Origin of the sequence: Arcticibacter eurypsychrophilus, from assembly GCF_001730525.1 — a bacterium.
Lineage (GTDB): Bacteria > Bacteroidota > Bacteroidia > Sphingobacteriales > Sphingobacteriaceae > Arcticibacter > Arcticibacter eurypsychrophilus.
Window position 1 is genome coordinate 94,586 of the sequence record NZ_MDFN01000008.1, and the last position, 24,037, is coordinate 118,622.

Sequence of the window (24,037 nt, forward strand, 5' to 3'; positions counted from 1 at the left end):
TTGCAACCGAATGAACGTTCAGTTAAACAGCATCACCTGTAAAAAGACAGCAATTTTTGATAGCACATTGTGCTTAATCAAAGAGCATGGCTTCCATGGCACACCGATGAGCATGATTGCCAAAAACGCAAATGTAGCCGCCGGCACTATTTACCATTACTTTGAAAGTAAGGATGCTCTGATTAAAGCACTCTACATTTACGTCAAAGACGGTCTTGCCGACGCAATACCTTCAGACGATAACCTCCTTTCCTATAAAGAATTATTCATTCAATACTGGGTAGATCAATGCGCGTATTTTATTGCACATGAAAATGCGCTCTACTTTCTTGAGCAATATAATACATCACCCTACAGAATCTCAAATCCGGAAATAGAAAGCAAAGTCTTTTTAACCCGAATTGTTCCTTTTTTCCAAAAGGGGATCGATTCCGGACAAATCCGTAAAATGGATTACCAGCTTCTTATGCCTGTTATTCATGGAAGCATTGTTGCTACGGCAAAATACCATTTGTTGGGTCATTACGATTTCACAAAAGAAAGACTTCAAGAAACAGCCCTAATTATCTGGGATGGTATAAAAATGCAGCAATCCACAATTACCACTCACCCAATCATATGAAAATTAACAACCTAATCCTCCCATTAGTATTAGCTATACCCTTTATTATACCAGGGAAATTAACCGGACAAACACTTGCAGGAGATTCTACAATCAATAACGCTACTTTGGATCAGTGTATTGAATATGCGTTAAAAAATCAACCTGCTATTAAACAAGCACTTATAGATGAAGAAATTGGCGAACGTGATATCAAATCTGCCCTTTCCGGCTGGTTACCCCAAATAAATGGGAACGCTAATTTTAACCATAACTTTAAACAACAAGTTTCCGTATTTCCAGTAGATGGAGTACCCACAAATGTCACTATAGGAACTAAAAACACTTCCTTAATATCAGTACAGGCTAATCAGAACATATTAAACGCTGGATTAATTCAAGCTTCTAAGACAGCCAAGTACTTTAGACAGCAGTTTAAGCAAACTACCGAGAACAATAAAATATTTACAGTTGTCGATGTTAGTAAAGCATTTTATGACATATTGACCAGTAGAGAACAATTGAACATCACTGATGAAAATATAACCCGTCTTCAAAAACAGTTAAAGGATGCTTATGCCCAGTATGAAGGAGGCCTTGTTGATAAAACAGATTATAAACGTGCTCAAATCAGTTTAAGTAATTCCCAGGCTGATAAAAAAAGAATCTCCGAACTATTAAAATATAAGTACGCTTATCTAAAGCAACTTATCGGATATCCCGGAACAGCAAATTTTAGTATTAACGCGAATAACACTAATATGGAAAATGAAGTATTGCTGGATACCACACAACAAATTAATTACCAGAATAGAGTTGAATACAGACAGTTGACTACACAACGAGAACTGCAAAGGATCAATACGAGTTATAATAAACTAGCTTATCTTCCTACTCTTTCCGGCTTTATTAATTACGGTGAAAACTATCTAAATGATAAAGTTCGAAATCTTTACGACACCAATTATCCGAGCTCAGTTGGTGGACTAACGCTGAGTATCCCTATTTTTCAAGGAACCAGACGTACTCAGGAAATCCGAAAAGCACAATTACAGGAAAGAAGAGCAGATTTGGATCTTGTACAAGCAAAAAATGAAATCTATAGTCAGACTGAAGCGGCCATGGCCTCCTACAAAGCAAATCTAAATGATTGGAAAACATCCCGTCAAAATGTTACCCTTTCCCAGGAAGTGTATAATACCATTAAGGTTCAATATGATGAAGGAATTAAATCATATCTGGAACTGATGACAGCAGAAACCGATCTGCGCACCACTCAAATTAATTATCTCAATGCATTATATAGTTTACTATCCAGTAAACTCGACGTACAACAGGCTTTAGGAACCATTACCTTTCAACAATAACCCATCATGTATAACAAATTAACACTTGCTTCTTTACTAATTAGTACCGTTTTATTTACGGCCTGTGGAGGATCAGACCAAAGCAAGCAACAAGCACAGGCAGCACCACCTGCTGTCACTGTCACCACTTATACCGTTCAAAAAGAACAAGTTAACGGTATTGACTCTTACCCGGGAACTATTGTTGCATTAAACGAAGTAGAACTTAGGGCCGAAGTAAACGGCTACATTACCGCTATCTATGTAAAAGATGGCCAAACGGTTTCAAAAGGACAAAAGCTATATGAAATAGATCGTAGCCGTTACCAGGCCGTATATAACCAGGCTAATGCACAACTTCAAATTACAAAAGCGAACCTGACTAAATCCCAGAAAGACTCAGAAAGGTATACCAGACTTGCCGCTCAGGATGCCATCGCAAAACAGCGTGTAGATTATGCACAGGCTGATTTACAAACCGCACAAGCACAAGTTTCAGCAGCACAGGCTACTTTGGCCAACGCCGCTACCGATCTTCGCCGCTCAACTATAATTGCACCCTTATCAGGAAAAATCGGAATCACTATGATCAGAAGAGGAACATTGGTTACTGCTGGTTCTACCCTGATCAATACACTTTCTGCTCCCGATCCAATTGGAGTTGACATCAATATCAGCGAAAGTGACATCTCTTATTTTACCGGATTACAACAAGCAAAAGAGGCAGGCTTCGACATTATTTTGTCCGATAAAACGAAATACTCATCCAGCGGAAAAGTACTTGCAGTAGATCGTGCCGTAGATGCACAAACCGGTACAATACGTGTTCGCGCCAGTTTCCCCAATAATAAAGGAAAACTTATTGCTGGTATGAACTGCACCGTTGAGGTTCCAAACAAACAATCTGGTGAACAAATTACGATCCCTTACCAAGCGGTAAGCGAGCAACTAGGCGAATTCACTGTATATGTCGTAGGCGATAGCAATAAGGTAGCTCAACGTCAGGTTAAACTTGGTATTAAAGTAGCCGATAAAATTGTGATTCAGGAAGGACTGAAAGCAGGAGAAGTCATCGTCAGTGAAGGCACACAAAACCTCAAAGAAGGAGCCAAAGTGCAAACCGGAGCTCCGGCACAAGCAGCTACCGTTGCAAAGAAATAATGTTATTACGAAGTAGATAAAATCTATATGATCTCAGAAGTATTTATACGACGACCCGTCACCGCTATCGTCATCTCAATTCTGATTGTGCTGATTGGTGTTATTGTTTTAACCACCCTGCCTATCAGTCAATACCCTAATATTGCCCCTCCAACGGTGACAGTAAGTAGCACATATACAGGAGCAGATGCTGAAACGGTTGAAAAAACGGTTACCACACCCATTGAAAGTCAAATCAACGGTACACCAGGAATGTCTTACATTTCGTCCAACAGTACATCTGACGGACGTTCTGCTATTACCGTCACATTTGATGTAGGTACAGACATAGACATCGCCACACTGGATGTACAAAACCGGGTAGGAATTGCAGAACCTGCTCTTCCAGAAGCAGTAAGACGCCTTGGAGTAACAACAAGGAAAGCCAATACAGATATCCTGATGGTATTAGGACTATATTCTCCTAAGGGCACTCACGACGTAAAATTCATGTCCAATTACGTGAACTTATATTTACGCGATGCCATCCTTCGAGTACCTGGTGTTGGTGATGTCCAATCTTTTGGGCAACCCTTTAGTATGCGTATTTGGCTGGATGCCGGGAAGATGGCTCAGCTAAATTTAACTCCGGCAGATGTATCCACCGCTATTCAGGAACAAAATGTACGGGTTCCAGGAGGAAGTGTAGGCGGTGCCCCCCAACAATCTTCTCAGGCATTTGAGTTTTCGGTAATCCTTGATGGAGATCTGGAAACAGAAGAACAGTTTGAAAATATCATCGTTAAAACGGGTACAGACGGATCAATTGTCTATCTGAAAGATGTAGCTCGCGTTGAACTTGGAGAATTTTCTTACGCAATCAACGCTAAAGTTAATGGCAAGGCAGCATCCATGCTGGCTATTAATCAAATGCCCGGAGGAAATGCAGTTCAAACAGCTGAAGGGATTAATAAAACGCTGGAAGAACTAAAAAAATCGTTTCCAAGTGATATGGATTATACCATCGGTTACGAAACGGTTTCCGTTATTAACGTATCCATTGAGGCTGTAATTCATACCCTGATTGAAGCGCTTGTATTGGTTACACTTGTAGTATTCCTTTTCCTTCAAAGTTGGAGAGCGACTTTAATACCAGTACTGGCAATTCCGGTATCAATTATCGGTACATTCATTTTCTTTACCTTACTTGGCTTTTCCATTAATACACTGACCATGCTGGCCTTCGTACTGGCTATTGGTATAGTGGTCGATGATGCCATTGTGGTGGTAGAGGCTGTCCAGCATTATATCGATCATGAAAAGCTCTCGGCCAAAGAAGCAACATCCAGGGCGATGAAAGATATCACAGCTCCGGTAATTGCCATTGCACTTATCCTCGCTGCCGTATTTATACCCGTTGGATTCATTCCTGGAATGGTTGGTCAGCTCTATCAGCAGTTTTCCATTACCATCGCAGTATCTGTAATTATATCTGCTTTTATCGCATTATCGCTTACCCCTGCATTGTGCTCTCTACTTTTAGTACCGATGAACCTGAATAAAGAGTCAAGGGGACTTAATAAATTCTTCTATAGATTCAATAAGTGGTTTCAGCACATTACAGGCAAGTATTCCAATGGCGTTCAATGGGCCATTCGTAAAACTCCTATGGCATTGATCCTTCTGGTATGTATCTTTATCGGAACAGTGGGATTATTCAGAAGTAAATCCTCCGGTTTCATCCCTAACGAAGATGCCGGGGTGTTTCTAATGGGGTTGTCTCTTCCTGAAGGAGCATCGGCAGCCCGTACTAATGCGTTTGTTAAAACCATTACAGAAAAAATTAAGAAAGAAGTACCCGAAGTAAAAAATATCACCTCAATCCAGGGAATTAACATTCTAAACAGATCATTTAAATCAAATGCAGGAACGTTCTTCGTGCAAATGAAGAATTGGGACGAGCGCGAAAAAACCGTAGTTGAAGCTATAGGTCAAATTCAAGGTATGTTTGCCGGCAGCAAAGAAGGAAGTATACTGGCTGTTTCTCCTCCTGCAATTCCAGGCTTAGGTGTCAGTGGAGGGTTCAGTATCCAAATTGAAGAGCAAACCGCGGGAAACCTTAAGGACTTCCAGGCAGCAGCTTATAAATTCCTTGGAGCAGTAAGCCAACGTCCGGAGATCGCCATGGCCTATACTTTATTTAATGCCAATACTCCTAATTATCAGCTCACAGTTGATCGGGAGCAGGCTAAAAAGATGGGAGTATCCGTTGGCGCTATTTATAGTACAATTTCCAGTTATCTCGGTAGTAGCTACATCAATGACTTTACCCGTTATGGCAGAAATTACCGGGTAGTTACACAGGCTGATACCACTTATCGTCAGCATATCGAAGATATAGGCAAGCTCTACGTCAAAAATGCAACGGGCAATAATGTTCCTCTAAGTGGATTAGTGAAGTACCAAATAGCACAAACAGCTACAATTATCAATCATTACAATTTATTCCGTTCTATTGAAGTCAGTGGAAGTGCAGCACCAGGATACAGTAGTGGTGATGCACTTGATGCCCTTGAGGAAGTTGCCGCACAAACCCTACCACAAGGTTATTCTTACAGCTTCTCTGGTTTAAGTGCTCAGGAACGTAAAGCTGGAAGCAGTACCCTACTCATTTTCGGATTATGTATTGTGTTCGTATTCCTTTTACTTGCGGCACTTTACGAAAGTTGGTCCGTACCTTTCTCAATCCTGCTATCCGTTCCATTAGGACTCTTTGGCGCGATACTAGCGCTGACATTCCTTCCTAAAATCGATAATAATATTTATGCACAGATTGGATTGGTTACCCTGATTGGTCTTGCCGCTAAAAACGCGATTCTGATTGTAGAGTTTGCAAAAGAACGCGTTGATTGGGGAATGGAAGTTGTTGCAGCCACTATTGAAGCTGTAAAATTGAGGCTTCGACCGATCATCATGACCTCCATGGCCTTTATATTAGGTATTATACCATTGATGCTGTCATCTGGTGCTGGTGCTATTGCCCGTACAACGATCGGTTGGACCGTATTTGGAGGAATGCTTGCAGCAACGCTACTAGCTATCTTTTTCGTTCCCGTTCTATTTATATTCATCACCCGCTTGGCTTATGGAAAAAAGAAACTGGAAGAACTTCAGGCTAATTATAATGCTGAACAGCATAAAGACACGCTTCATGTCGACGAGAAAGACAATGAAGATGGTAAAATCTAGCTGATGCTGCTGATTAAAAAGACGTTTACATAAGTTAATTGTAGCCGCTTTACTCCCGTAAAAAGGTATTACTATCAAAATTGGAAAGTTTGATAGTAATACCTTTTTTATGCCTAAAATTTCCATAGCTTCCTGATTCGCTTCTGCCTCAGCCATTCAACTCTAATCATATTTTTCTATCTTCGTATTGGGATATGGATCATGTAAACTTAAAACGACTCGCAAAAGAATTAAAACTGGCCGTCTCTACGGTATCCAGGGCACTAAGCGATAGTCATGATATCAGCATAGAAACCAAAAGGAAAGTCATTAATCTTGCAAAAGAGTTAAACTATCAGCCCAATCCATTTGCAAGAAGCCTCAGGAAGCGCAGCAGCAAGACGATCGCCATCATTCTACCCGAAATAGCTAATAACTACTTCTCCCTTGCAATCAATGGAATTGAAGAAGTTGCTCAAGAAAATGATTACCATGTACTGATCTATCTTACTCATGAAAACCATGCCAAAGAGGCCTCCATTATCCGGCATCTTCTTAATGGACGCGTAGACGGCGTAATAATGTCCCTTTCAATTGAAACTGAAGACATCACTCACCTTCAGGAACTTCAGGAAAACAACATACCCATTGTATTCTTTGACCGGATCTGCGACAGCATCGATACCGTTAAAATCACCACCAATGATTATGAAAGCGGTTATCTGGCAACCAGTCACCTCATTAGTAAAGGTTGTAAAAGCATTGCCTACTTAACCTTTTCAGGCAATCTCTCTATTGAACAACAGCGGATGAAAGGTTATCAGGATGCCTTAATCCGGAAAAATCTCGTTCCCGATGATCAGCACATTGTAAGGTGCAGTACCAACACCAAAGAAAGTCATACCAAAATTAAAATCCTTTTTTCTGGGGATAACAGGCCCGATGGGATCTTTGCTTCCGTGGAACTCCTGGCCATCCTATGTTATGAAGTATGTGCGGAAATGAAGATAAACATCCCCAATGACATCAAAATCATCGGATTTTCCAATCTTAGAACAGCCTCTTTACTCAATCCTGCACTTACTACCATTACCCAACCCGCTTTCGATATGGGAAAAGAAGCTGCCAAAGCGCTATTTGAGGCACTGAAAAAACCACAAATCCCTATGGAAAACAAAAATATAGTATTAAAATCAACGCTCATTGAAAGAGTATCTACATCTAAGTTGTAGAAATAGCAGGTTCTAACATTACTAGTTTTGGGAAATAAAACAGTAGCAGCGATAGAAATGCATATGCAATTTTGATGATGAAGAATAAAATAGTAAGTCCCTCATTCTACTTATAAATGATATTGTCTAAATCAATAATAAGGCTGTTTCTTTTTCGATTAGTGGATCCTCCATGCTCCAAAGTAAAAGTGATTTTCTCCCCCGAATCATTCTTGGCTGTAATCTTTGGATTATAAAATGGGCCAACTGTAAAAACCTTTGAAATAGGATGCTCAGCAAAATCAGATACAGAAATTATATAGCTATTTGACACTTCATCTGCTTCGGGAACATTGGCACTACCTGATCCATTCGTTATCATAAAGATACCCACACATAAGTCTTTCCCTTTCTCAAGATTAAACGTTTCAACGGAAGAAAGTGTGTTTATTAAATTTTTATCCGTTACTTTAGTAACACTTTGACTGTATCCGGCTATAGAAATAAACATTAAACATGACATAAATAAAATGCCATAGTGTGACTTAAAAGGTCCTTTCATAATTAGTTAATTTTGTAATCAAAAATAATTCAATGCAGACTTCTCTTCTAAGCAATTTAGTATCATTGCTAGTACTATTTTAACGTATTTATTAAATGGTTCCATTCTCTTTAAAGTTTTAAACTGCTTTCACAACCATTTATTTTTAGCATCTGCTTTATTGAATAAATTGGAATTAACATACCCTCAAGGGTGTGACTCTATTGCTTTCTATTATGCCTCCTACTATAATAAACATATTGACTTGGTAAAGTAACATCCAAAATGGATCTTCTTAAGAGACTCAGTAAACCCGATTTAGCAACAATTGGCTTTAAATAAAAATGTTCCCTAGAGAAGCCAATACTTTCCTAGAGAACATTTTTATATCCCGATACGTCTTCTTAGTCCGACACCCGTGCTACAGCTGCTTTAGCTATTGGTTATCTTACTTCTTTATCAACTTATCCTTTACTCCTTCTTATTCCTAATTCAAGTCCTCTTAATTCTGCAAGACCTCTTAAACGACCAATTGCAGAATACCCAGGATTAGTTTTCTTCTTTAAGTCATCCAGCATCTTGTGTCCATGATCGGGTCTGAAAGGCATCCTTAAATCTGTACGACCCGCTGCCTTACGTTTATCCTGTTCTTCAACAAGCGCTTTCATCACCGCATACATGTCTACATCACCATCCAAATGATCTGCTTCGTTAAAATTCCCTTCTTCATCACGACGGGTACTTCTTAAATGAATAAAATGGATCCGGTCACCTAATCGCTCAACCATACCGGCAAGATCATTATCTGCCCGAACACCGAATGAACCAGTACAAAAAGTCAAGCCATTATTTGGACTATCTACTGCTTCATACAAGTCTTTGATATCCTGCTCTGTACTTACCACACGCGGCAAGCCCAATATTGGAAAAGGAGGATCATCAGGGTGAATACACAAAAGCACCCCAGCCTGTTCCGCAGCAGGTACAATGTCAGTTAAAAAGCTATATAAGTTAGCCTTCAACTCCTTCGGTCCCGTTGCATCATATCCGGCAAGTACCTTTAAGAAATCATCTAGCGAATAACCTTCTTCCGATCCTGGAAGTCCGGCAATAATATTATTAACCAACTTCTTCTTATCATCCTCAGATAAAGACTCAAAATAAACCTTACCCCTAATCCGTTGCTCTTCAGTATAATTCGCTTCAGCGCCTGGTCTTTTTAAAATATACAACTCAAATGCCGCAAATGCTGCTGCTTCAAAACGCAAAGCAGTAGATCCATCAGGCATAGGATAATCCAGATTCGTACGTGTCCAATCCAGTACCGGCATAAAATTATAACATACCGTATCGATGCCACAAGCACCCAGATTAATCAGTGTTTCCTTATAGTTAGCGATATACTTCTGGTAATCACCCGTACGTTTTTTGATATCCTCATGTACAGGTACACTTTCTACAACAGACCAGGTTAAACCGGCTTGTTCCACTATCGCTATTCTTTTTTGAATCTCTTCCTGGGACCATGCCTGGCCGTTAGGAATATGGTGCAAAGCAGTAACGATTCCCGTAGCGCCTGCCTGCCTGATATCGGATAAAGATACCGGATCATTCGGTCCGTACCATCTCCATGTTTGTTCTAATGACATCTTCTTCTTTTAAAAATTAAACTCCACTAAATGAACTGAATCCACCATCAATTGGAATTACTACACCAGTTACAAATTGCGATCCATCACCACATAACCATAATAATGTACCGGTAAGGTCATCTGGTGTACCAAAGCGACTCATTGGTGTATGTGCGATAATTGTATTTCCGCGGTCAGTTAAACTACCATCCGCATTGGTTAACATCGCTCTGTTTTGGTCTGTCAGGAAAAATCCAGGAGCCAATGCATTTACACGGATCCCTACTTTAGAAAAATGAACAGCCAGCCATTGCGTAAAGTTGGAAACAGCTGCTTTAGCACCACTATAAGCAGGAATTTTAGTTAGTGGAGTAAAGGCATTCATGGATGATATATTGATGATAGAAGCACCAGTTTTACCAATCATATCCTTTGCAAAGATTTGAGTAGGCAATAGCGTTCCTATAAAGTTTAAATCGAACACAAACTTGATACCTTCAGGATCAAGGTCGAAAAATGTCTTTAACCCTTCTTCTGTTGAAGTCAGATCTTCCGCATATAAATGTGTTTTAGATGTTGTTCCCTTAGGATGATTACCACCGGCACCATTGATCAGGATATCACAAGATCCAAGTTCCTTATTCACTTGCTCATGTGCTGCTTTTAAGCTTTCCACTTCCAACACATTACAGGCAACACCTATTGCATCACCACCGTTTTCCCTTATTTCTGCAGCAACGCGTTCTGCTGTTTCTAATCTTAAATCTAAGATGGCAACTTTTGCCCCTTTACTAGAAAGAGCCTTTGCCATTGTACTGCATAACACACCACCACCACCGGTAATCACTGCTACTTTGCCTGAAAATTCTGAAGACATATCCTGTTTGGTTTAATTCAATCTATTATTGGACGAGTAAAATTGAGAAAAAAAAAGGGATCGTAACAGGTTTTTGAAGGATTTATTTACGGAAACGATTGTGTATTGTTCCTGTTTGAAGGAATATAAATGTCCTGTTTAGCGCCATAATGGCTTTGTGCAGATTAGGACTAGATCATAATGAATCAAAGAAATTTTTTAATTTATCTTTGGTTTTTATGGTTATTCCTTTATCTTAACTAACCTGTTGGATGGATTCTTTAATCCTTGCCATTAATTGGGGAGTGAAATATAATCATCCTTTGATATAGGGATAATGGGAAAAAGGTTAAATTTGAGATGTCAGATCCTAAATGATCGAACTTAAAATTAGCGCACCTAACATCCACCTTACACGCACCTTCTCCGCACATCGTCCGCTCTACACAAAATAAACTGCGTATTAATTGCTTGCAAAATCAGGCTTATATTAAAATCACGCAATAACAAAATCGAAACTTTTCCAGAAGTTGAGCACAATGGATCCATTCTCTTATCTTTATGCATCATGAACGGATCAGACCTGATAATAGAAAACATTTCCACTTACATTCAACTGGACGAGAAAGAAAAAGAGTTATTCCTTTCACTCCTCATTCCTGCCAACATTTCCCGAAAACAAATCATTCTGCGAAAAGGTGAAATATGCCGTTATTCCACTTTCGTATACGAAGGATGCCTCAGAGGTTACACCTACGATAAAAATGGATCGGAGCATGCACTGAATTTCGCTCCTAAAAACTGGTGGATTGCAGACATGTACAGCTGGATTTCGCAAAAACCCGGAATCTTAAACATTGAAGCCCTGGAAGATTCAAAAGTCTTAAAGCTCTCTAAAGTGAATCAGGAAATACTATATAAGGAAGTACCAAAGTTTGAACGCTTTTTCCGGATTATTATTGAGAAATCACTTGTAGCCTCACAGGAACGGGTATTAAACAATTTAAGTTTGACGGCAGAGGAACGATATACCCAATTCTGTTCTAAATACCCTAGTCTGATTGAACACGTTCCTTTAAAACAGGTAGCCTCATATATCGGCGTAACCCCTGAATTTTTCAGTAAAATGAGGAACGGTTTGCTCAAGAAAAAGTAGTTCTTAACCTATATTAAGTGTGCTAACCTGCAATGGTACTTACCTTTATAGTGTTATGGAAAAATCAGTATTGCATAAAGCAGACACAAGAGGATCAGCGGATCACGGTTGGCTAAAAAGTCTTCAAACCTTCAGCTTCGGTGGATATTATAATGAAAAGCGCATCCATTTTGGCGCCCTTCGTGTGCTGAATGACGACACGGTAGATGGCGGAAAAGGCTTCGGCGATCATCCTCATGATAATATGGAGATTATTTCTATTCCCCTGGAAGGGGAACTACTTCATGAAGACAGCATGGGTAATAAAGCGGTGATTCAGGCAGGAGAAATCCAAGTGATGAGTGCGGGAACGGGAATCTACCACGCCGAATACAACAAAAACCCTTATCTGCCCGTGAAGTTTCTTCAGATCTGGGTTTTCCCTAACCAGAGGGATGTTTCTCCACGCTATGATCAGATTAAACTGAATACACTGTCTGACCAAAACAGCTTACAGCAAATATTATCACCTAATAAAGATGATGATGGGGTATGGATCTATCAGGATGCCTGGTTCCACATGGGCAAATTTGATCAAGACAATAAAGCATTATATAAGTTGAAAAAAGAAGGCAACGGCATCTATTTCTTTGTGCTGAAAGGAGACTTGAAGGTGAATGACCAGGTACTGAATACCCGTGATGGTTATGGAATCTGGGATGTGGAAGATGCTTTATTGGAAGCGGAGTCAGCAACTGAATTTTTGATCATGGAGGTTCCAATGGAGGTAAAGTTATAATGAAAAAGATAACAATTATTGCAGCAGGGGAACATGCTGAGATCATGAAAACTGTTCTGCGCCTGATCAATAACAATCCGGATTGGGAAGGAGAGATTGCCCTATCGATAGAGGAGCTGGGTGAGAAGTTGTCAAATAACAGCTATGATCTAATACTTTTGGGCGCCGGAATAGATGAGGTTCGATTACGAGCGCTATTACACGATTTGCGACTTGAGATTCCCGTCGTCCTTCATTATGGCGGCGGCAGTGGGTTGCTTTTGAGTGAAATCCAGCAAGTTATTGATAGAAAATTGATTTAAAAAACTGACAGGCATTTACGGTTATAGTACTTGTCCGAATAATTAGTTAACTTATTCAGACTCGCCATTAACCCCTTCAGCGAAATTCTTTCTAGCCCGCCATATCTTAAATTGAATGGTTGAAAAAGCCATAATTCCATAGATCAGGATCAGGATACATAGATGGATCAGAGAAGGGGAAACATTACTTAGCGTGCCCTTTTCGAGGAGTAGTATCTTGTGGGCATTGAGAAAGGGCGTTAAAGGCAATGCGTTTGCCAACCATTGCACGCCCATAGGCATCGATTCTGTCGGCCAGGTATACCCTCCAATGATGAAAGCAGGCATGGATAGTAACATCAAAACCTGGGTAGCTTTTAATGAATTAGGGAAAATGGCACTAACCAATACACCGAGAAAAGAGGTTGCTATGATAAACAAGGCGGTTGTAACCACAAACTTGCCCAATGGACTAGGAATGGGCGCATGAAAGATATGATGGAAAATATAATAGGTAAATAAGATAAAGATGGACATAATCCAAAAGGGCAAAATTTTCACCATCATGGCCACAAAGGCGGATCCTGTATTGCGGAGCAGTTCAGAATTAAATGTATTATTTTCATACTCGCGTGAAAAGCTTACTGCCAGGCCAAGCAAGATTACCTGTTGCAGCACAACAGCGAGTACTCCCGGCCACATAAAGGTAAAATAGTTGCCTGTTTCATTAAAAAGCTTGATGTAATTCGCTTTGAAGGGTTCATATTGTGTGAAAGCCTGCTCGGCATTCATGCCCTTTTTCTTTAAGCCCTGCATATTAATTCCGGCACTAAAAGTTCCAATTGTTGCCTGTAACCCTTGCGAAGCCATATTGGCTGTAAGTAAATTGGTGGTATTGAGATAGGTATTTATTTCAGGATAGTTTTTTTGTAAGATAGAGGCCTCAAAACGATCGGAAATCACGACAGTGGCAACGGCTTGACGTTCGACCATCGCTTCGGTAGTGCCTAGATTATCGTGTTTGATGAGCACCACATGGAGCTTTTCATTGTCATTTAACAAGTCAATTAGCTGGTTGCTCAGAGGAGTATTGTCGAGATCGACCACTATAACAGGGAGATGCTCTACTTTACCTGACTTATATACATAACCAAACATGACCGCGTAAATAATGGGGGCAAGAAGAAAAACAGACATCAGCGTGGTGTCTTTAAAAAAGAGCCTAAACTCTCTTCTGAGCAGATAAAAAAAGTTTCTCATCTTTTTAGTTTAACGTTATGGTCGCATTTACCAACAGGTTTTCGACTTTATTCTCGTCAGACGGAACGATTTTCAATTCGTAAATAGCTTCTTCAATTTGGTAATCAGGGTAGGCTGCAGTGATATCTGCGTAACGGGCCAACTGCTTAATGGTGACAATTTTCCCGGTGATATCGGTTTTAGCATACGGGACATGAATAGTAATGGCCTGCCCTCTTTTATAATTGCCAATTTTGCTTTCAGGAATGGTAAAGCGGAAATAAGTTGTCAAGGGTTGGTAACCGTTAAAAAGGGTATATCCAGCGGTAGCTAATTCTCCTTCATGGAGACTAATAGTCTCCAAAAGCATCTCATTTGTAGCGATAATATATCTTTCGGAATATGCCACTTCAACTTCTTGCACAACGCCTAGTGCCTGATCTTTCTGACCTTGGGCAGCTGTTTGGCTTTCTGTCCGCACGCCCTTAATAGCTTCATTCATTTCTGCATTCACAGCGTCATACTGCGCTTTCGCACCTAAATATTTAGCAGTAATTTCGTCAAAAGCCTGTGCGGTCATCATGCTGTCGGCAAACATTCCTTTTGCACGCGCATAAGATTTCTGAGCGAAATTAAACTGTTCTTTTATACCGGATTGTTTGGCTCTTAACTGAGTAAGCTGATTGGCAGTCGCTCCATTTTTTGCGAGATCGCGCTGTGCGCTTGCGGCTTTTAAAACGCCTTTGGCCTGCGATAATTTGGCATTAACTTCGGGTACATCCAGCATGGCAAGGGTATCACCCTTTTTTACCAGGTCGCCTTCTTTAACGTATATTTCAAGAATCCTGCCTGTTACTTTTGGGGCAAAACCAATGAGCTCTCTTTTGATTTTACCTTCAAGAGGTTTGTTCTTTTTAGTAGTACAACTAAAAATGGTCGATACAATGAAGAGTAGGACAACTATTTTATATACTGTTTTCATCTTTTTAGAAGTATTTATTTATTTGATAACCGATGTTATACTATGTGTACCAATAGCTGTTCATTCATTTTTCGCAGAACGCTTAACAGTTAAAAATTCCAGGATTGATACCAATTGGTATTAAACACTTTGCCAAAGTTCTAAGGTCCATGGGTTTCGTTGTTAATGAATACTGGCTTTCGTCAGACTTCCTGTTGCTTTTAGTAATTCCAATGCCGCCTGACGTTGGTTAAATACCGCTTGCAGTTTTTGTAGGGCTGCATTTTGATAATCAGTTTCTGCACCTATTAAATCCGCTGCTTTAATCAATCCCAGTTTAAATTCTTTACCTGCCTGCTCTAATGCATTTCCGGCTATTTGTTTTTCCTTTTCCTTTACTTGTATTTCTGCAACTGCGTTACTAAAGTCTGTTTGAGTTTTCAGTAAAAGAAGATTAAGCTTTTCTTCGGCGTCTATCTTCTCATTTTCGGCTTTTCTGACTTCAATCCTGGCATGTTGTACATCCCTCTCCCCTTTAAATCCAGTAAAGATATCCCACTTAAAGCCTACTCCTATGTTGAAATTAGGAACAATTTCAAACTTGTCGGCTCGCAGCTTTAAAACACCTACAATTGGCAGAGCTTCTTTACCTGTTAATTTAGTATTGAAAATATTCAGATAACCTAGAGAGGAAGCGGCCTGAATCTTAGGAATCCACCAAGTTTGGGCTGCTTTAACTTTATATTCATAGGCTGCGATACTGAAGTTTAATGCTTTCATTTCGGGCCTATTTTGGACAGACTGAGCGGCATCAAGTAGATTAAAAGAGAGTAATTCGTTGTCTATGGCAGCTAATCGCTCAATCTCTATCCCTGTATACATTTCTATTTGATGTAAAATTAGGTTTTTCTTTCCTTCATAATCCAATCTTCGGGAGCTCAGCTGTGCTTTAGCGACTTCAATCTTTTGATGTTCGTATTTGGTTATCAGACCATAACCTAATGCTTTATCGGCAGTTTTAGCATTTATGTCGAGGCGATCTTGACTTTCGTCCAATACAATTTTAACCTGTTTCAACAGCGCTAACTGATCGTAAGCTTTACTAACATCTGTTATGATCTGCTGGCGATTAATTTCTAATAAAGCAGTCTGAGCTTTGGTTTTTTCCGTTAATGCTTGTTTTAGAGCTGGAACTTTCCCTCCAGTGTACAGTAAAGCGCTTACGGTTAAATCAGTCTTAAACAGGTTAGCCTGACTATTAAAACCAGCGTTTACTTCGGGAAGATTCATTGCTGTACCGTTTAGAGAAAAACTTGAGGCAGGAATTCCCAACTCAGCAGAGTTGGCCAGAAATGCATATTTACCTGAAATATCTGCCGTAGGGAGATATACTTCCTTTAATTGCTTTAATTCAAGATTAGAAGATTGTATATCTAATATTTTGTTAGCAAGTACATGGTCTTTAAGTAAGGCTTTGTCAATTAGCTCATCCAGGGACGGGGCGGCTCTATTTTGAGCGGACAAAACAAAAGGAAAGTATATAAAGGCAATCAATAGAAATATTACTGTACTCGATTTCATTACTTATTAATGGTATCACTTTATGCTGGGCAAAGCTAGCCATTAATAAATTGTAACCTTTTGATCTAGATCAAAAATTAATATGAGCACAGGCTTGTATCATTATTTTTTTGCCCTTATTCTGCTTAAAGTCTCCTGAGTGATACCTAGATAAGAAGCTATATGACCTAATGATGCGCGTTGAATAATAGAAGGATAGTTTTTCATAAGAAGATCATATCGTTCCTGCGCAGAAAGAAACTGCAGGGTTACGATACGATCGGTAGCTTTAAGTAAAAATTCCAATAAACCCTGACTTTTAATCTTTTCGGTTTCAGGATAGATTTTCAGCAACATTTCAAAATCAGTATAAGTAATTTTTCGCATTTCACAGTCTTCCAGGCTTTCAATGTTGTACCTGGAAGGTAACTGACCAAAAAAACTTTCTGCCACGGTAAGCATCATTCCTTCAGTAAAAAAACTGTAGGTTATATCTTTGCCAGACTCATTATAATAATAAATTCGGGCTAATCCTTTTTCAATAAAAAACATCTCTTTTGAAATTTTACCTTCAGTAATGAGAATCTGTGTTTTACTAAATTTAACGGGAATAAATGCGTTTTCTATTGCCGTATTCGTTAAGTCCGATAGTGGTAAAATCTGATTGATGTAAGAGGATAATTGCATAGCGGGTACGAATATATTAACACTTGGTAATATAAAGGCAATTAACACGTCATTGCAATTAATATATAGGTAGCCAGACTACCCGCTGTCCTTACATTTTATTTGGTATCACTATTTTTAAATTTAACAACTTCCCAATAGGCTTTTTTTGGTTGCAACTGCTGGTCAAATAATAAAGGATAGTTTTTTCGGCCCTTTACAGGGTATTCATCAAGCCATGAATACTGGTCAGATATATTCCAGAAAGTTATACCACTTATCACTTTTTTATACTTTCGGAATTCTTTAAACGCCATGCCATATTGGTCCGTCTGTTTTTGTTGCATGTCGGCCGTAAACGTATCTGATTCACCAGCTCGCAGATCGCGTTTGTTTTTCTCCCAGGGATATACGGAGATATCTAGCTCCGTTACCTGCACTTTCAAACCCAATGAGGCAAATCTTTCAATCGTAGCTACAAGTTCCTTTTGCGTGGGCTCGAATAAAGACCAATGCGCCTGTAGGCCAACAGCTTGCACAGGGATCTTTTGGTCTATTAGTTTCTTTAACAATTTGAACACTCTTTCCCGTTTCTCTGGCCGTTCGGTATTGTAATCGTTATAAAAAAGAACTGCATCGGGATCTGCAGCATGTGCATATTCAAATGCTTTAAGAATAAAATCCTCACCGCATATTTGATACCATAAAGAATTGCGCAAAAACTTCGTACTATCGTCGTCAATGGCTTCATTTACGACATCCCATGCATAAATCTTCCCCTTATATCTTCCTACCACAGAATCAATATGTGACTTAAGTCGTTGCAGCAGCACTTCTTTGGTAACCAGTTTTTTATCCTTGTCCACAAACATCCAATCAGGGGTCTGCTCATGCCAGCAAAGGTTGTGACCTCTTACTTTTAATCCATGCAACTGTGCGAAGGCAACTATGGAATCAGCGTCTTTCCAATCGTATCGGTTTTCTTCCGGATGGATCGGACCCATTTTCATCGCATTCTCAGGTGTAATACTATTAAAATTTTTTAATATCAGAGCTACTTGGTCAGCATTCTTAAGTGATTGTGGCGATACAGCTACCCCAACAGGGAAATAATTCTGGTAATAATCTTTAAGTCCTTTTGTTTGCTGTACGGACTGACCCTTTATAGTTGAAGTATTTACCAAAAGAAACAGGATACTAAATCCAATAAAAAAAGCAGACGTTTTAAGCATAAAATAAAATTTAAAATGTTTATGATTCATAACTAGTTTGTATGAATTGGATTATAAGATTCGGCACCAATTATCGGTTAAATTGCTCCTTTTTAATGTATTTTGCAGCATTTACCATGGTGGTAATCCAGATATCTTTTTCGTTATTTTTAAGATAGTGCAAAAGCTTGCTGTGCTCATTTAGATCAACATTGATATTATGGCCTCCACCAACACCATGAAACAAAAAAACAAGCAAGGTATTTGAACGCTGAGCCTGTACAACCAAATTAATCATATATGCTGCAGATTGACCGTTAATAAAATAACAATCTATATTGTCTAAGTTAACTTGTGTGGCTGTTTGCAAACCTGCACTTACACCTCTTGCTCCTACAAAGTCGCCCTTAAGCTCATCGTAGAACTTTTTACCTCCAACAGTAAGGTCTCCACATGGATAGGCAAAGGTTCGGAGATCCTGGCCATCTATTGCGGTGAGTAAGGTATTGTTAATTTTGATCTCATTAATTGCACGAATCAAAGAATATTTGCTCAGGTCGTTTTCAAGATTAACAAAATCTCTCCCTGGTAAGCTACCATCACAAGGATGAAATAAAGAGTGATTTCCAAGCTCATGTCCATTGGCAGCTGCTTTGCGCCATTCTATCATCCTGGATTTTACAACCGGCGATGAGCCGATAATATAAAAGGTAGCTTTGAGATTCAGGGAGTCAAGTGCTGGTATCACATTATCCAAGTCTATACTTATAGCATCATCATATGTTAATACTACCGCACATTGTTTATTATTCCATAAAGAATTTTGCGCTTTTAGGCAAAAAACGGTCATAAGTAGTACTATTAATAGACAGTATTTCAGGTTTATCATGAATAAGCTTTTTGACTTCTATTTAATTACTTAATAAGTGAATTCGCAGATCACAGGGAACAAGTGTTATATTATTGTACTATTTGATTGCGCTAATGCAACCGTCAAGGGCAAGTCGTTTTTAAATTACCTGCCCTGATTGATATCTTGCCGATTCTTAAATTGCGTTATTTCAAACCTTGTAAAAAGCCTGCAAAAGCAACTTTTTTCTTGTAGTTTTTGTCAAACAGCAATGGTACGTCAGGATTTGCTGATGTGTTTAACCAACTATCAGTATCAGATACTCCCCAAACTGTGACACCATAGCGCTGGGCTGCAGGCACATTTTTAAGGTAAGACTGCATCACATATTTGTATAAGTCTGCCTGTAAATTCAAACCTGATACACTTGGTGTATAGTTTGCGGCTTTTGACGAGTTTAATATTACATCAAGTTCCGATATTCTTATCTTCAAACCAGTAGAGGCCAATGTTTTGAACGCGTAGTCGATGCCTGAGTGGGAGGTATTTAACGCTATGTGCATTTGGGTTCCTATCCCATCTATTAACGCTCCTTGTTTATTAATGTAGGAAACCAGGGCTACCATTGAATCTGTTTTTGCTTTAGAAGTTTCGAGGTTGTAATCATTAATAAACCTTAATGCGGTCGCATCTGCGGCCTTTGCATATTGAAAAGCTTTCAAAACGTAGTTATTCAGGTCGTACTTTCCACCAATGTATTGGGCATACAAAAATTCACTGTTTGCATTAGCAGATGGAATGGTATAATTGGTGTTTGTTCTCAATGCGCCATTTTGCATAAAAGGTTCATTTACAACATCCCAGGCTTTGATCTTTCCGGCATAGCGCTGCATAGTGGTTGTAATGTACCTTCTCATCTCGTTGTCAATTGCTGTAGCCTTCTGAGCATCTGTCTGCTCTATGGTTCCGCTGCCAACCGCCGGACCGGTGACCGTGATATCATCCACATAATAGGTATTCGCAATTGAACCAATATCGATTAAGACCCTTGATTGTGCATCTTTAGCAGAAAATGTAAATGTATAAGGAGCAAATCCTGTTGTAGTGGTATAGTCTGCAGAATATTGTGCTGTTGTACCTGTAGAAATCCTCATTTTACCACCTGCTGTTGCTGCTTTGATATAAAAAGTCATGGTGTAAGAAGTGCCGATTGTGGTAGCAAAAAGATCACTGGCTAGTTGTACGGAATACGCCTGACCGTCAGCTGCTACGATAACTTTAAGAGACCGGCTTCCTGTACGAACTTCACTTGCCCCTGAACCTGCAGAAAAAGAAGTGCCACCATTGTAAGAGCTCCAATTGGTAAATAAAGAACCGCTGCCGGCTTCAAAACCTCCGTTGGCCAATACATTAGTAAGTACCGGCGCCACTACCTGTGCAGCGATAAGCGAGTTTAAGTAAGTACTATTTTGTTGCGAATGCCAAACCAGTGTATGACCAAATACCTGAAGGTTATTAGTGGCACAAATGGCATACAATGCATCAGCGGTAGTATAGTTATAAGTTCCAATATTGGTTACAACAGATCCCTCTTTCAGCTCATTGCCAAAGGTAATATTGTTGGCGTGGGTTTTTACGGTTGCTAAGTAAGCTGCATTAGTTGACATAGGCCCGAAAGTTACTGCCATCCCCATGTTGGCAAAGACACCTGTACTTAAAGTCTTCAGATTACCAGCGCTGTCCGCCGGATCTACATTACCAGTACTAATTAAGAGAGGAGTTTCAGGAACCATTATATCACCGTAATTATCTTTCTGGCAAGAAGAACAATAAATAAGGAACATTCCGGCAACAAAAAACCGTACTGTTAGTGAGAGATTTTTCATATTATGTGAGCTAGTATATTTGGAGACATAGTAAAACGCTGCCTCATGGCAGCGTTTTGTGAATTATTTTAAATGAAACCGATGTCATCGATGTAGATGGTACTTGGAACGTTTCCACCGGCACTCTGAATAACAATCTCTGATATAGTTGCAGGATCACCAAGGGATTTCAGCGGAATTGTATAATCCGTATAACTTCCTGATGTAAGCGGCACAACAACAGCAGAGCCATAAGAGCCATTAATTACTACCTGTACACTTTTACCGGTGGTAGATGCACCACCATAAACTGAAAACTTAATGGATGTGAGGCCAGCCTTTTTAACATCAAGTGTTGCGCCGTTATATCCAACCTGGAAGGCGCCATAGGCATCACTAAAAGTGGTTTTAATAGCTACATTACCTCTTTTAGGATGTTCGGTATTTGCAAGATCCCTGGTGCTGTTGTAACCGAAATAGGATCCCCATCCGGCTGTAAACGCATCATCATACACTAAGGATTTGAATCCAAATGATCCGGCAGATCTTGTCGTACCGCCAGGAGTAGTCACATATATATACGACTGAACAACACCAGCTGGTACTCTTACCTGAATTTGCTGGTTTGTAGGAGTACCAATAATTTCTGCTGGTGTGGTATCAAACCTGACAGCAGTTACTGAATTGAACACTGACCCTGTAATGGTTACTACGTCACCCGCTCCTGCTGCCAATGGAGTAAAACTTGCTATTATTGGGGGAGGTTGTTGAATCGAAAAATTAAAATCAATAGATCCATACTGTGTTTCAATAATTAATTTATTTGATTGTGTGGGCCCAAATGGAAGTGTCGCTGGCAAAGTTAGAATGATACTGTTATCCGTTATCAGGCCGGGATTAAAGTATACAGAAACACCGTTAAAAGAAACCAACTTAGTGGTTAACAGGTTGGAGCCTAATATAGCATATTGCGTATTTAGTCTACCAGAAACAACAGTGGAGTCAAACGAATTAAGCCTTGTTTGATCGTAAATACTATTTGAATCCAAAGTTATTGGATGAATTACGTCCCTTATCGTATCCGTCTTGCTCAATAAACGTACACGTTCGATTGTCGGTGCGCCTTTACTAACGTTTTCATCCTTTTTACAGGACGATATCCAACAGGCGATCAGAACAGGCAGTATCAGATAAATTATTTTTATATTTAATTTCATGATGCTATAATTAAATTATTTAAAAATATATGGAACAGGAGCCTCATTTAATTTAGGGTCGGCTGCAGTTTCTGTTGCAGGAATTGGGAACACAAAACTCGCATCATTGATATTAGTTAAGTATCCGTTTCCGTAACGATTTGGTGGAGTTTGACTATCAGAGGTCCCTTTATCCTGTTGCTTTATAATCTGTAAAGCGATTGGATGAGCCGTTTTATTATAACCATCCAGGCGCATTAAATCATAGAAATAGTCATTTTCGAAAGCGAACTCTCTTCGCCGTTCATCCAATAAATCATCCTGGTAAATTGTTGGCCAATGCTGTCCCTTCAGATTACTGCCGGCCACGTAATTAGGATTATTTACAAAGCCTGTCCTATTTATAACGGCAAGATTACCTAGCCCGGCCCTTCTTCTAATGGTGTTAATTGCTGCAAGAGCTTCGGGGTTTGAACTAGTTTTTGCGCCTGCCATAATTGCCTCTGCTTTAATTAAAAACAGGTCAGCGTAACGCATTAAATAAGTATTGTTGGCTGAAGACTGTGCACCTCCAGTACCACCGTTATCACTTGGTGTACCTACCACATATTTTTTAACCTGTGCGTGGGTACCTTGGGAATTGGCATCAGCGGGTAATGTATAGCCCCCTGAAGATTGATTTATTTCAGGATATTTATCCCCGGGCAGCATTATAGTCGCTTTTCTCCTCAAATCATTCGGGTCAAATTTGTCTTGAAGATCAAAAGTTGGCGCCATTTGACCATAACCATCTCCTGTTCCGGTGATCTGGCTACTGAAAGCTACTGCAGCCTGGAACGGATTTCCTCGTCCGTAACCACCATTACCAGCCCATTGCAAAGCAACCACAGATTCTTCATTGTTGTTATTAGCAGTTAAAAATAAATCGGCAAAAGATTTTCCGGTTACGTCGATTCCATACAGCTTAAACTCTGCGCTATTAATCACTTTGTTTGCCTGAGCCAATGCATTAGGATAATCCTGCATGTACAGGAAAACTTTAGCTAGCAAAGCTGATGCAGATCCACTGGAAACTCTGGCATTTGATGGGGAATTTCCAGACCTTATTTTACTGTAACAATTCTCTTCGGCAAATTTCAGGTCATTTACTATAAATGTATATATATCAGTCACATTATGCCTGGGCACTTGATAATCTGCAACATAATCAAATGTATTTTCGATAATGGGAACTGGACCAAAAACTCTGACTAAATGAAAATAGGCAAGCGCCCGCCACAAACGGGCTTCCCCTAATGCATTGTTAACTACAGCCCTGTCTACCGATGCAGGAACCTTTATTGGTAAGTTATTAATAACAGCATTCGCTTGTGCAACTTCGATATATAATGAGTTCCACACAGCTGATATTTCAAAATTAGTTGAAGAAACAGAAAAATCTTGAAAGTTGATAATATCAGCTGAATAAGTTCTTCCATTGCCACCACTCAATTCTGATATTGACCAGCCGCCTTTTCCACTGTAACCAAACCAAGGTGCACTATACAATAACAGTGTGCTGGCATTCACTTGCTCGGCATTTTGATAGAAGTTATCTATAGTGATCTGGCTTTTTGGTGGACGGTCAAAGTACTCGTCTTTACAGCTACTGGAGATCAAACAGATAAACGCTGCCGCTATTGTTGAATATTTATTTAATGTTTTCATGTCTGGAATTTTT

The 24,037-nt window shown here is 39.6% G+C and carries 20 protein-coding genes; 8 read left to right on the forward strand and 12 right to left on the reverse strand.

Annotation, left to right across the window (positions count from 1 at the left end):
* The first annotated feature begins 10 nt into the window (after positions 1-10).
* From BFL47_RS06145 to BFL47_RS06165, 5 genes are all read left to right on the forward strand, one after another.
* Complete coding sequence (locus BFL47_RS06145) at positions 11-622, forward strand: TetR/AcrR family transcriptional regulator (protein WP_069658927.1); 612 nt, start codon at positions 11-13, stop codon at positions 620-622.
* Positions 619-1,968, forward strand: coding sequence for a TolC family protein (locus BFL47_RS06150; protein WP_069658928.1), 1,350 nt, complete (start codon positions 619-621; stop codon positions 1,966-1,968). Before BFL47_RS06145 ends, BFL47_RS06150 begins: the two co-directional genes overlap by 4 nt.
* 6 nt (positions 1,969-1,974) lie before the next feature.
* Complete coding sequence (locus BFL47_RS06155; RefSeq protein WP_069658929.1) at positions 1,975-3,108, forward strand: efflux RND transporter periplasmic adaptor subunit; 1,134 nt, start codon at positions 1,975-1,977, stop codon at positions 3,106-3,108.
* Positions 3,109-3,135: 27 nt separating this feature from the next.
* Entirely contained in the window at positions 3,136-6,336 is a 3,201-nt protein-coding gene (locus BFL47_RS06160; protein WP_069658930.1) for an efflux RND transporter permease subunit, read from the forward strand.
* Positions 6,337-6,530: 194 nt separating this feature from the next.
* Positions 6,531-7,547: a LacI family DNA-binding transcriptional regulator gene (locus BFL47_RS06165; RefSeq protein WP_069658931.1), complete on the forward strand. Its 1,017-nt coding sequence runs from the start codon at positions 6,531-6,533 to the stop codon at positions 7,545-7,547.
* 106 nt (positions 7,548-7,653) lie between these two features.
* Here the strand turns inward: BFL47_RS06165 and BFL47_RS06170 are convergent, their stop codons facing one another.
* The 3 genes from BFL47_RS06170 to BFL47_RS06180 all read right to left on the reverse strand — a co-directional run bounded on the left by BFL47_RS06170 (position 7,654) and on the right by BFL47_RS06180 (position 10,575).
* A complete protein-coding gene (locus BFL47_RS06170; protein WP_069658932.1) occupies positions 7,654-8,088 on the reverse strand; it encodes a hypothetical protein in 435 nt (144 codons plus the stop codon).
* Between the two features lie 443 nt (positions 8,089-8,531).
* Complete coding sequence (uxuA, locus tag BFL47_RS06175) at positions 8,532-9,716, reverse strand: mannonate dehydratase (RefSeq protein WP_069658933.1); 1,185 nt, start codon at positions 9,714-9,716, stop codon at positions 8,532-8,534.
* A 16-nt stretch (positions 9,717-9,732) separates the two neighbouring features.
* Positions 9,733-10,575, reverse strand: a complete 843-nt coding sequence (locus tag BFL47_RS06180) for an SDR family oxidoreductase (protein WP_069658934.1) — start codon at positions 10,573-10,575, stop codon at positions 9,733-9,735.
* A gap of 547 nt (positions 10,576-11,122) precedes the next feature.
* Between BFL47_RS06180 and BFL47_RS06185 the strand changes: the two genes are divergently transcribed.
* The 3 genes from BFL47_RS06185 to BFL47_RS06195 are packed head-to-tail and all read left to right on the forward strand — an operon-like array spanning position 11,123 to position 12,790.
* On the forward strand, positions 11,123-11,710 hold the full coding sequence (locus tag BFL47_RS06185; protein ID WP_069658935.1) for a Crp/Fnr family transcriptional regulator: 588 nt from the start codon (positions 11,123-11,125) through the stop codon (positions 11,708-11,710).
* Positions 11,711-11,765: 55 nt separating this feature from the next.
* A complete protein-coding gene (locus BFL47_RS06190; protein ID WP_069658936.1) occupies positions 11,766-12,488 on the forward strand; it encodes a pirin family protein in 723 nt (240 codons plus the stop codon).
* Entirely contained in the window at positions 12,488-12,790 is a 303-nt protein-coding gene (locus BFL47_RS06195; protein ID WP_069658937.1) for a hypothetical protein, read from the forward strand. The genes BFL47_RS06190 and BFL47_RS06195 overlap by 1 nt, the downstream gene beginning before the upstream one ends.
* 51 nt (positions 12,791-12,841) lie before the next feature.
* Here the strand turns inward: BFL47_RS06195 and BFL47_RS06200 are convergent, their stop codons facing one another.
* The 9 genes from BFL47_RS06200 to BFL47_RS06240 form a co-directional block, all read right to left on the reverse strand.
* Positions 12,842-14,029: an ABC transporter permease gene (locus BFL47_RS06200; protein ID WP_069658938.1), complete on the reverse strand. Its 1,188-nt coding sequence runs from the start codon at positions 14,027-14,029 to the stop codon at positions 12,842-12,844.
* A gap of 4 nt (positions 14,030-14,033) precedes the next feature.
* Positions 14,034-14,990, reverse strand: a complete 957-nt coding sequence (locus BFL47_RS06205) for an HlyD family secretion protein (protein WP_069658939.1) — start codon at positions 14,988-14,990, stop codon at positions 14,034-14,036.
* A gap of 162 nt (positions 14,991-15,152) precedes the next feature.
* Positions 15,153-16,550: a TolC family protein gene (locus BFL47_RS06210; RefSeq protein ID WP_083257038.1), complete on the reverse strand. Its 1,398-nt coding sequence runs from the start codon at positions 16,548-16,550 to the stop codon at positions 15,153-15,155.
* Between the two features lie 102 nt (positions 16,551-16,652).
* Positions 16,653-17,216, reverse strand: coding sequence for a Crp/Fnr family transcriptional regulator (locus BFL47_RS06215; RefSeq protein ID WP_069658940.1), 564 nt, complete (start codon positions 17,214-17,216; stop codon positions 16,653-16,655).
* 98 nt (positions 17,217-17,314) lie between these two features.
* Positions 17,315-18,427 (reverse strand): endo-1,4-beta-xylanase, encoded by a 1,113-nt coding sequence (locus BFL47_RS06220; protein ID WP_069658941.1) that lies wholly within the window; start codon positions 18,425-18,427, stop codon positions 17,315-17,317.
* Between the two features lie 70 nt (positions 18,428-18,497).
* The gene (locus tag BFL47_RS06225) at positions 18,498-19,256 is read right to left on the reverse strand and encodes a polysaccharide deacetylase family protein (RefSeq protein ID WP_245681319.1); all 759 of its coding nucleotides are present in this window, start codon (positions 19,254-19,256) and stop codon (positions 18,498-18,500) included.
* A 206-nt stretch (positions 19,257-19,462) separates the two neighbouring features.
* A complete protein-coding gene (locus BFL47_RS06230; RefSeq protein WP_069658943.1) occupies positions 19,463-21,142 on the reverse strand; it encodes an endo-1,4-beta-xylanase in 1,680 nt (559 codons plus the stop codon).
* Positions 21,143-21,210: 68 nt separating this feature from the next.
* Positions 21,211-22,338, reverse strand: a complete 1,128-nt coding sequence (locus BFL47_RS06235) for an IPT/TIG domain-containing protein (RefSeq protein ID WP_069658944.1) — start codon at positions 22,336-22,338, stop codon at positions 21,211-21,213.
* 15 nt (positions 22,339-22,353) lie between these two features.
* Positions 22,354-24,024, reverse strand: a complete 1,671-nt coding sequence (locus tag BFL47_RS06240; protein ID WP_069658965.1) for a RagB/SusD family nutrient uptake outer membrane protein — start codon at positions 24,022-24,024, stop codon at positions 22,354-22,356.
* Positions 24,025-24,037 lie beyond the last annotated feature (13 nt).

Coding starts and splice junctions, on each gene's coding strand:
- BFL47_RS06145 (WP_069658927.1), top strand. CDS start 11: ATGAACGTTCAGTTAAACAGCATCACCTGTAAAAAGACAGCAATTTTT.
- BFL47_RS06150 (WP_069658928.1), top strand. CDS start 619: ATGAAAATTAACAACCTAATCCTCCCATTAGTATTAGCTATACCCTTT.
- BFL47_RS06155 (WP_069658929.1), top strand. CDS start 1,975: ATGTATAACAAATTAACACTTGCTTCTTTACTAATTAGTACCGTTTTA.
- BFL47_RS06160 (WP_069658930.1), top strand. CDS start 3,136: ATGATCTCAGAAGTATTTATACGACGACCCGTCACCGCTATCGTCATC.
- BFL47_RS06165 (WP_069658931.1), top strand. CDS start 6,531: ATGGATCATGTAAACTTAAAACGACTCGCAAAAGAATTAAAACTGGCC.
- BFL47_RS06170 (WP_069658932.1), bottom strand. CDS start 8,088: ATGAAAGGACCTTTTAAGTCACACTATGGCATTTTATTTATGTCATGT.
- uxuA (WP_069658933.1), bottom strand. CDS start 9,716: ATGTCATTAGAACAAACATGGAGATGGTACGGACCGAATGATCCGGTA.
- BFL47_RS06180 (WP_069658934.1), bottom strand. CDS start 10,575: ATGTCTTCAGAATTTTCAGGCAAAGTAGCAGTGATTACCGGTGGTGGT.
- BFL47_RS06185 (WP_069658935.1), top strand. CDS start 11,123: ATGAACGGATCAGACCTGATAATAGAAAACATTTCCACTTACATTCAA.
- BFL47_RS06190 (WP_069658936.1), top strand. CDS start 11,766: ATGGAAAAATCAGTATTGCATAAAGCAGACACAAGAGGATCAGCGGAT.
- BFL47_RS06195 (WP_069658937.1), top strand. CDS start 12,488: ATGAAAAAGATAACAATTATTGCAGCAGGGGAACATGCTGAGATCATG.
- BFL47_RS06200 (WP_069658938.1), bottom strand. CDS start 14,029: ATGAGAAACTTTTTTTATCTGCTCAGAAGAGAGTTTAGGCTCTTTTTT.
- BFL47_RS06205 (WP_069658939.1), bottom strand. CDS start 14,990: ATGAAAACAGTATATAAAATAGTTGTCCTACTCTTCATTGTATCGACC.
- BFL47_RS06210 (WP_083257038.1), bottom strand. CDS start 16,550: ATGAAATCGAGTACAGTAATATTTCTATTGATTGCCTTTATATACTTT.
- BFL47_RS06215 (WP_069658940.1), bottom strand. CDS start 17,216: ATGCAATTATCCTCTTACATCAATCAGATTTTACCACTATCGGACTTA.
- BFL47_RS06220 (WP_069658941.1), bottom strand. CDS start 18,427: ATGCTTAAAACGTCTGCTTTTTTTATTGGATTTAGTATCCTGTTTCTT.
- BFL47_RS06225 (WP_245681319.1), bottom strand. CDS start 19,256: ATGACCGTTTTTTGCCTAAAAGCGCAAAATTCTTTATGGAATAATAAA.
- BFL47_RS06230 (WP_069658943.1), bottom strand. CDS start 21,142: ATGAAAAATCTCTCACTAACAGTACGGTTTTTTGTTGCCGGAATGTTC.
- BFL47_RS06235 (WP_069658944.1), bottom strand. CDS start 22,338: ATGAAATTAAATATAAAAATAATTTATCTGATACTGCCTGTTCTGATC.
- BFL47_RS06240 (WP_069658965.1), bottom strand. CDS start 24,024: ATGAAAACATTAAATAAATATTCAACAATAGCGGCAGCGTTTATCTGT.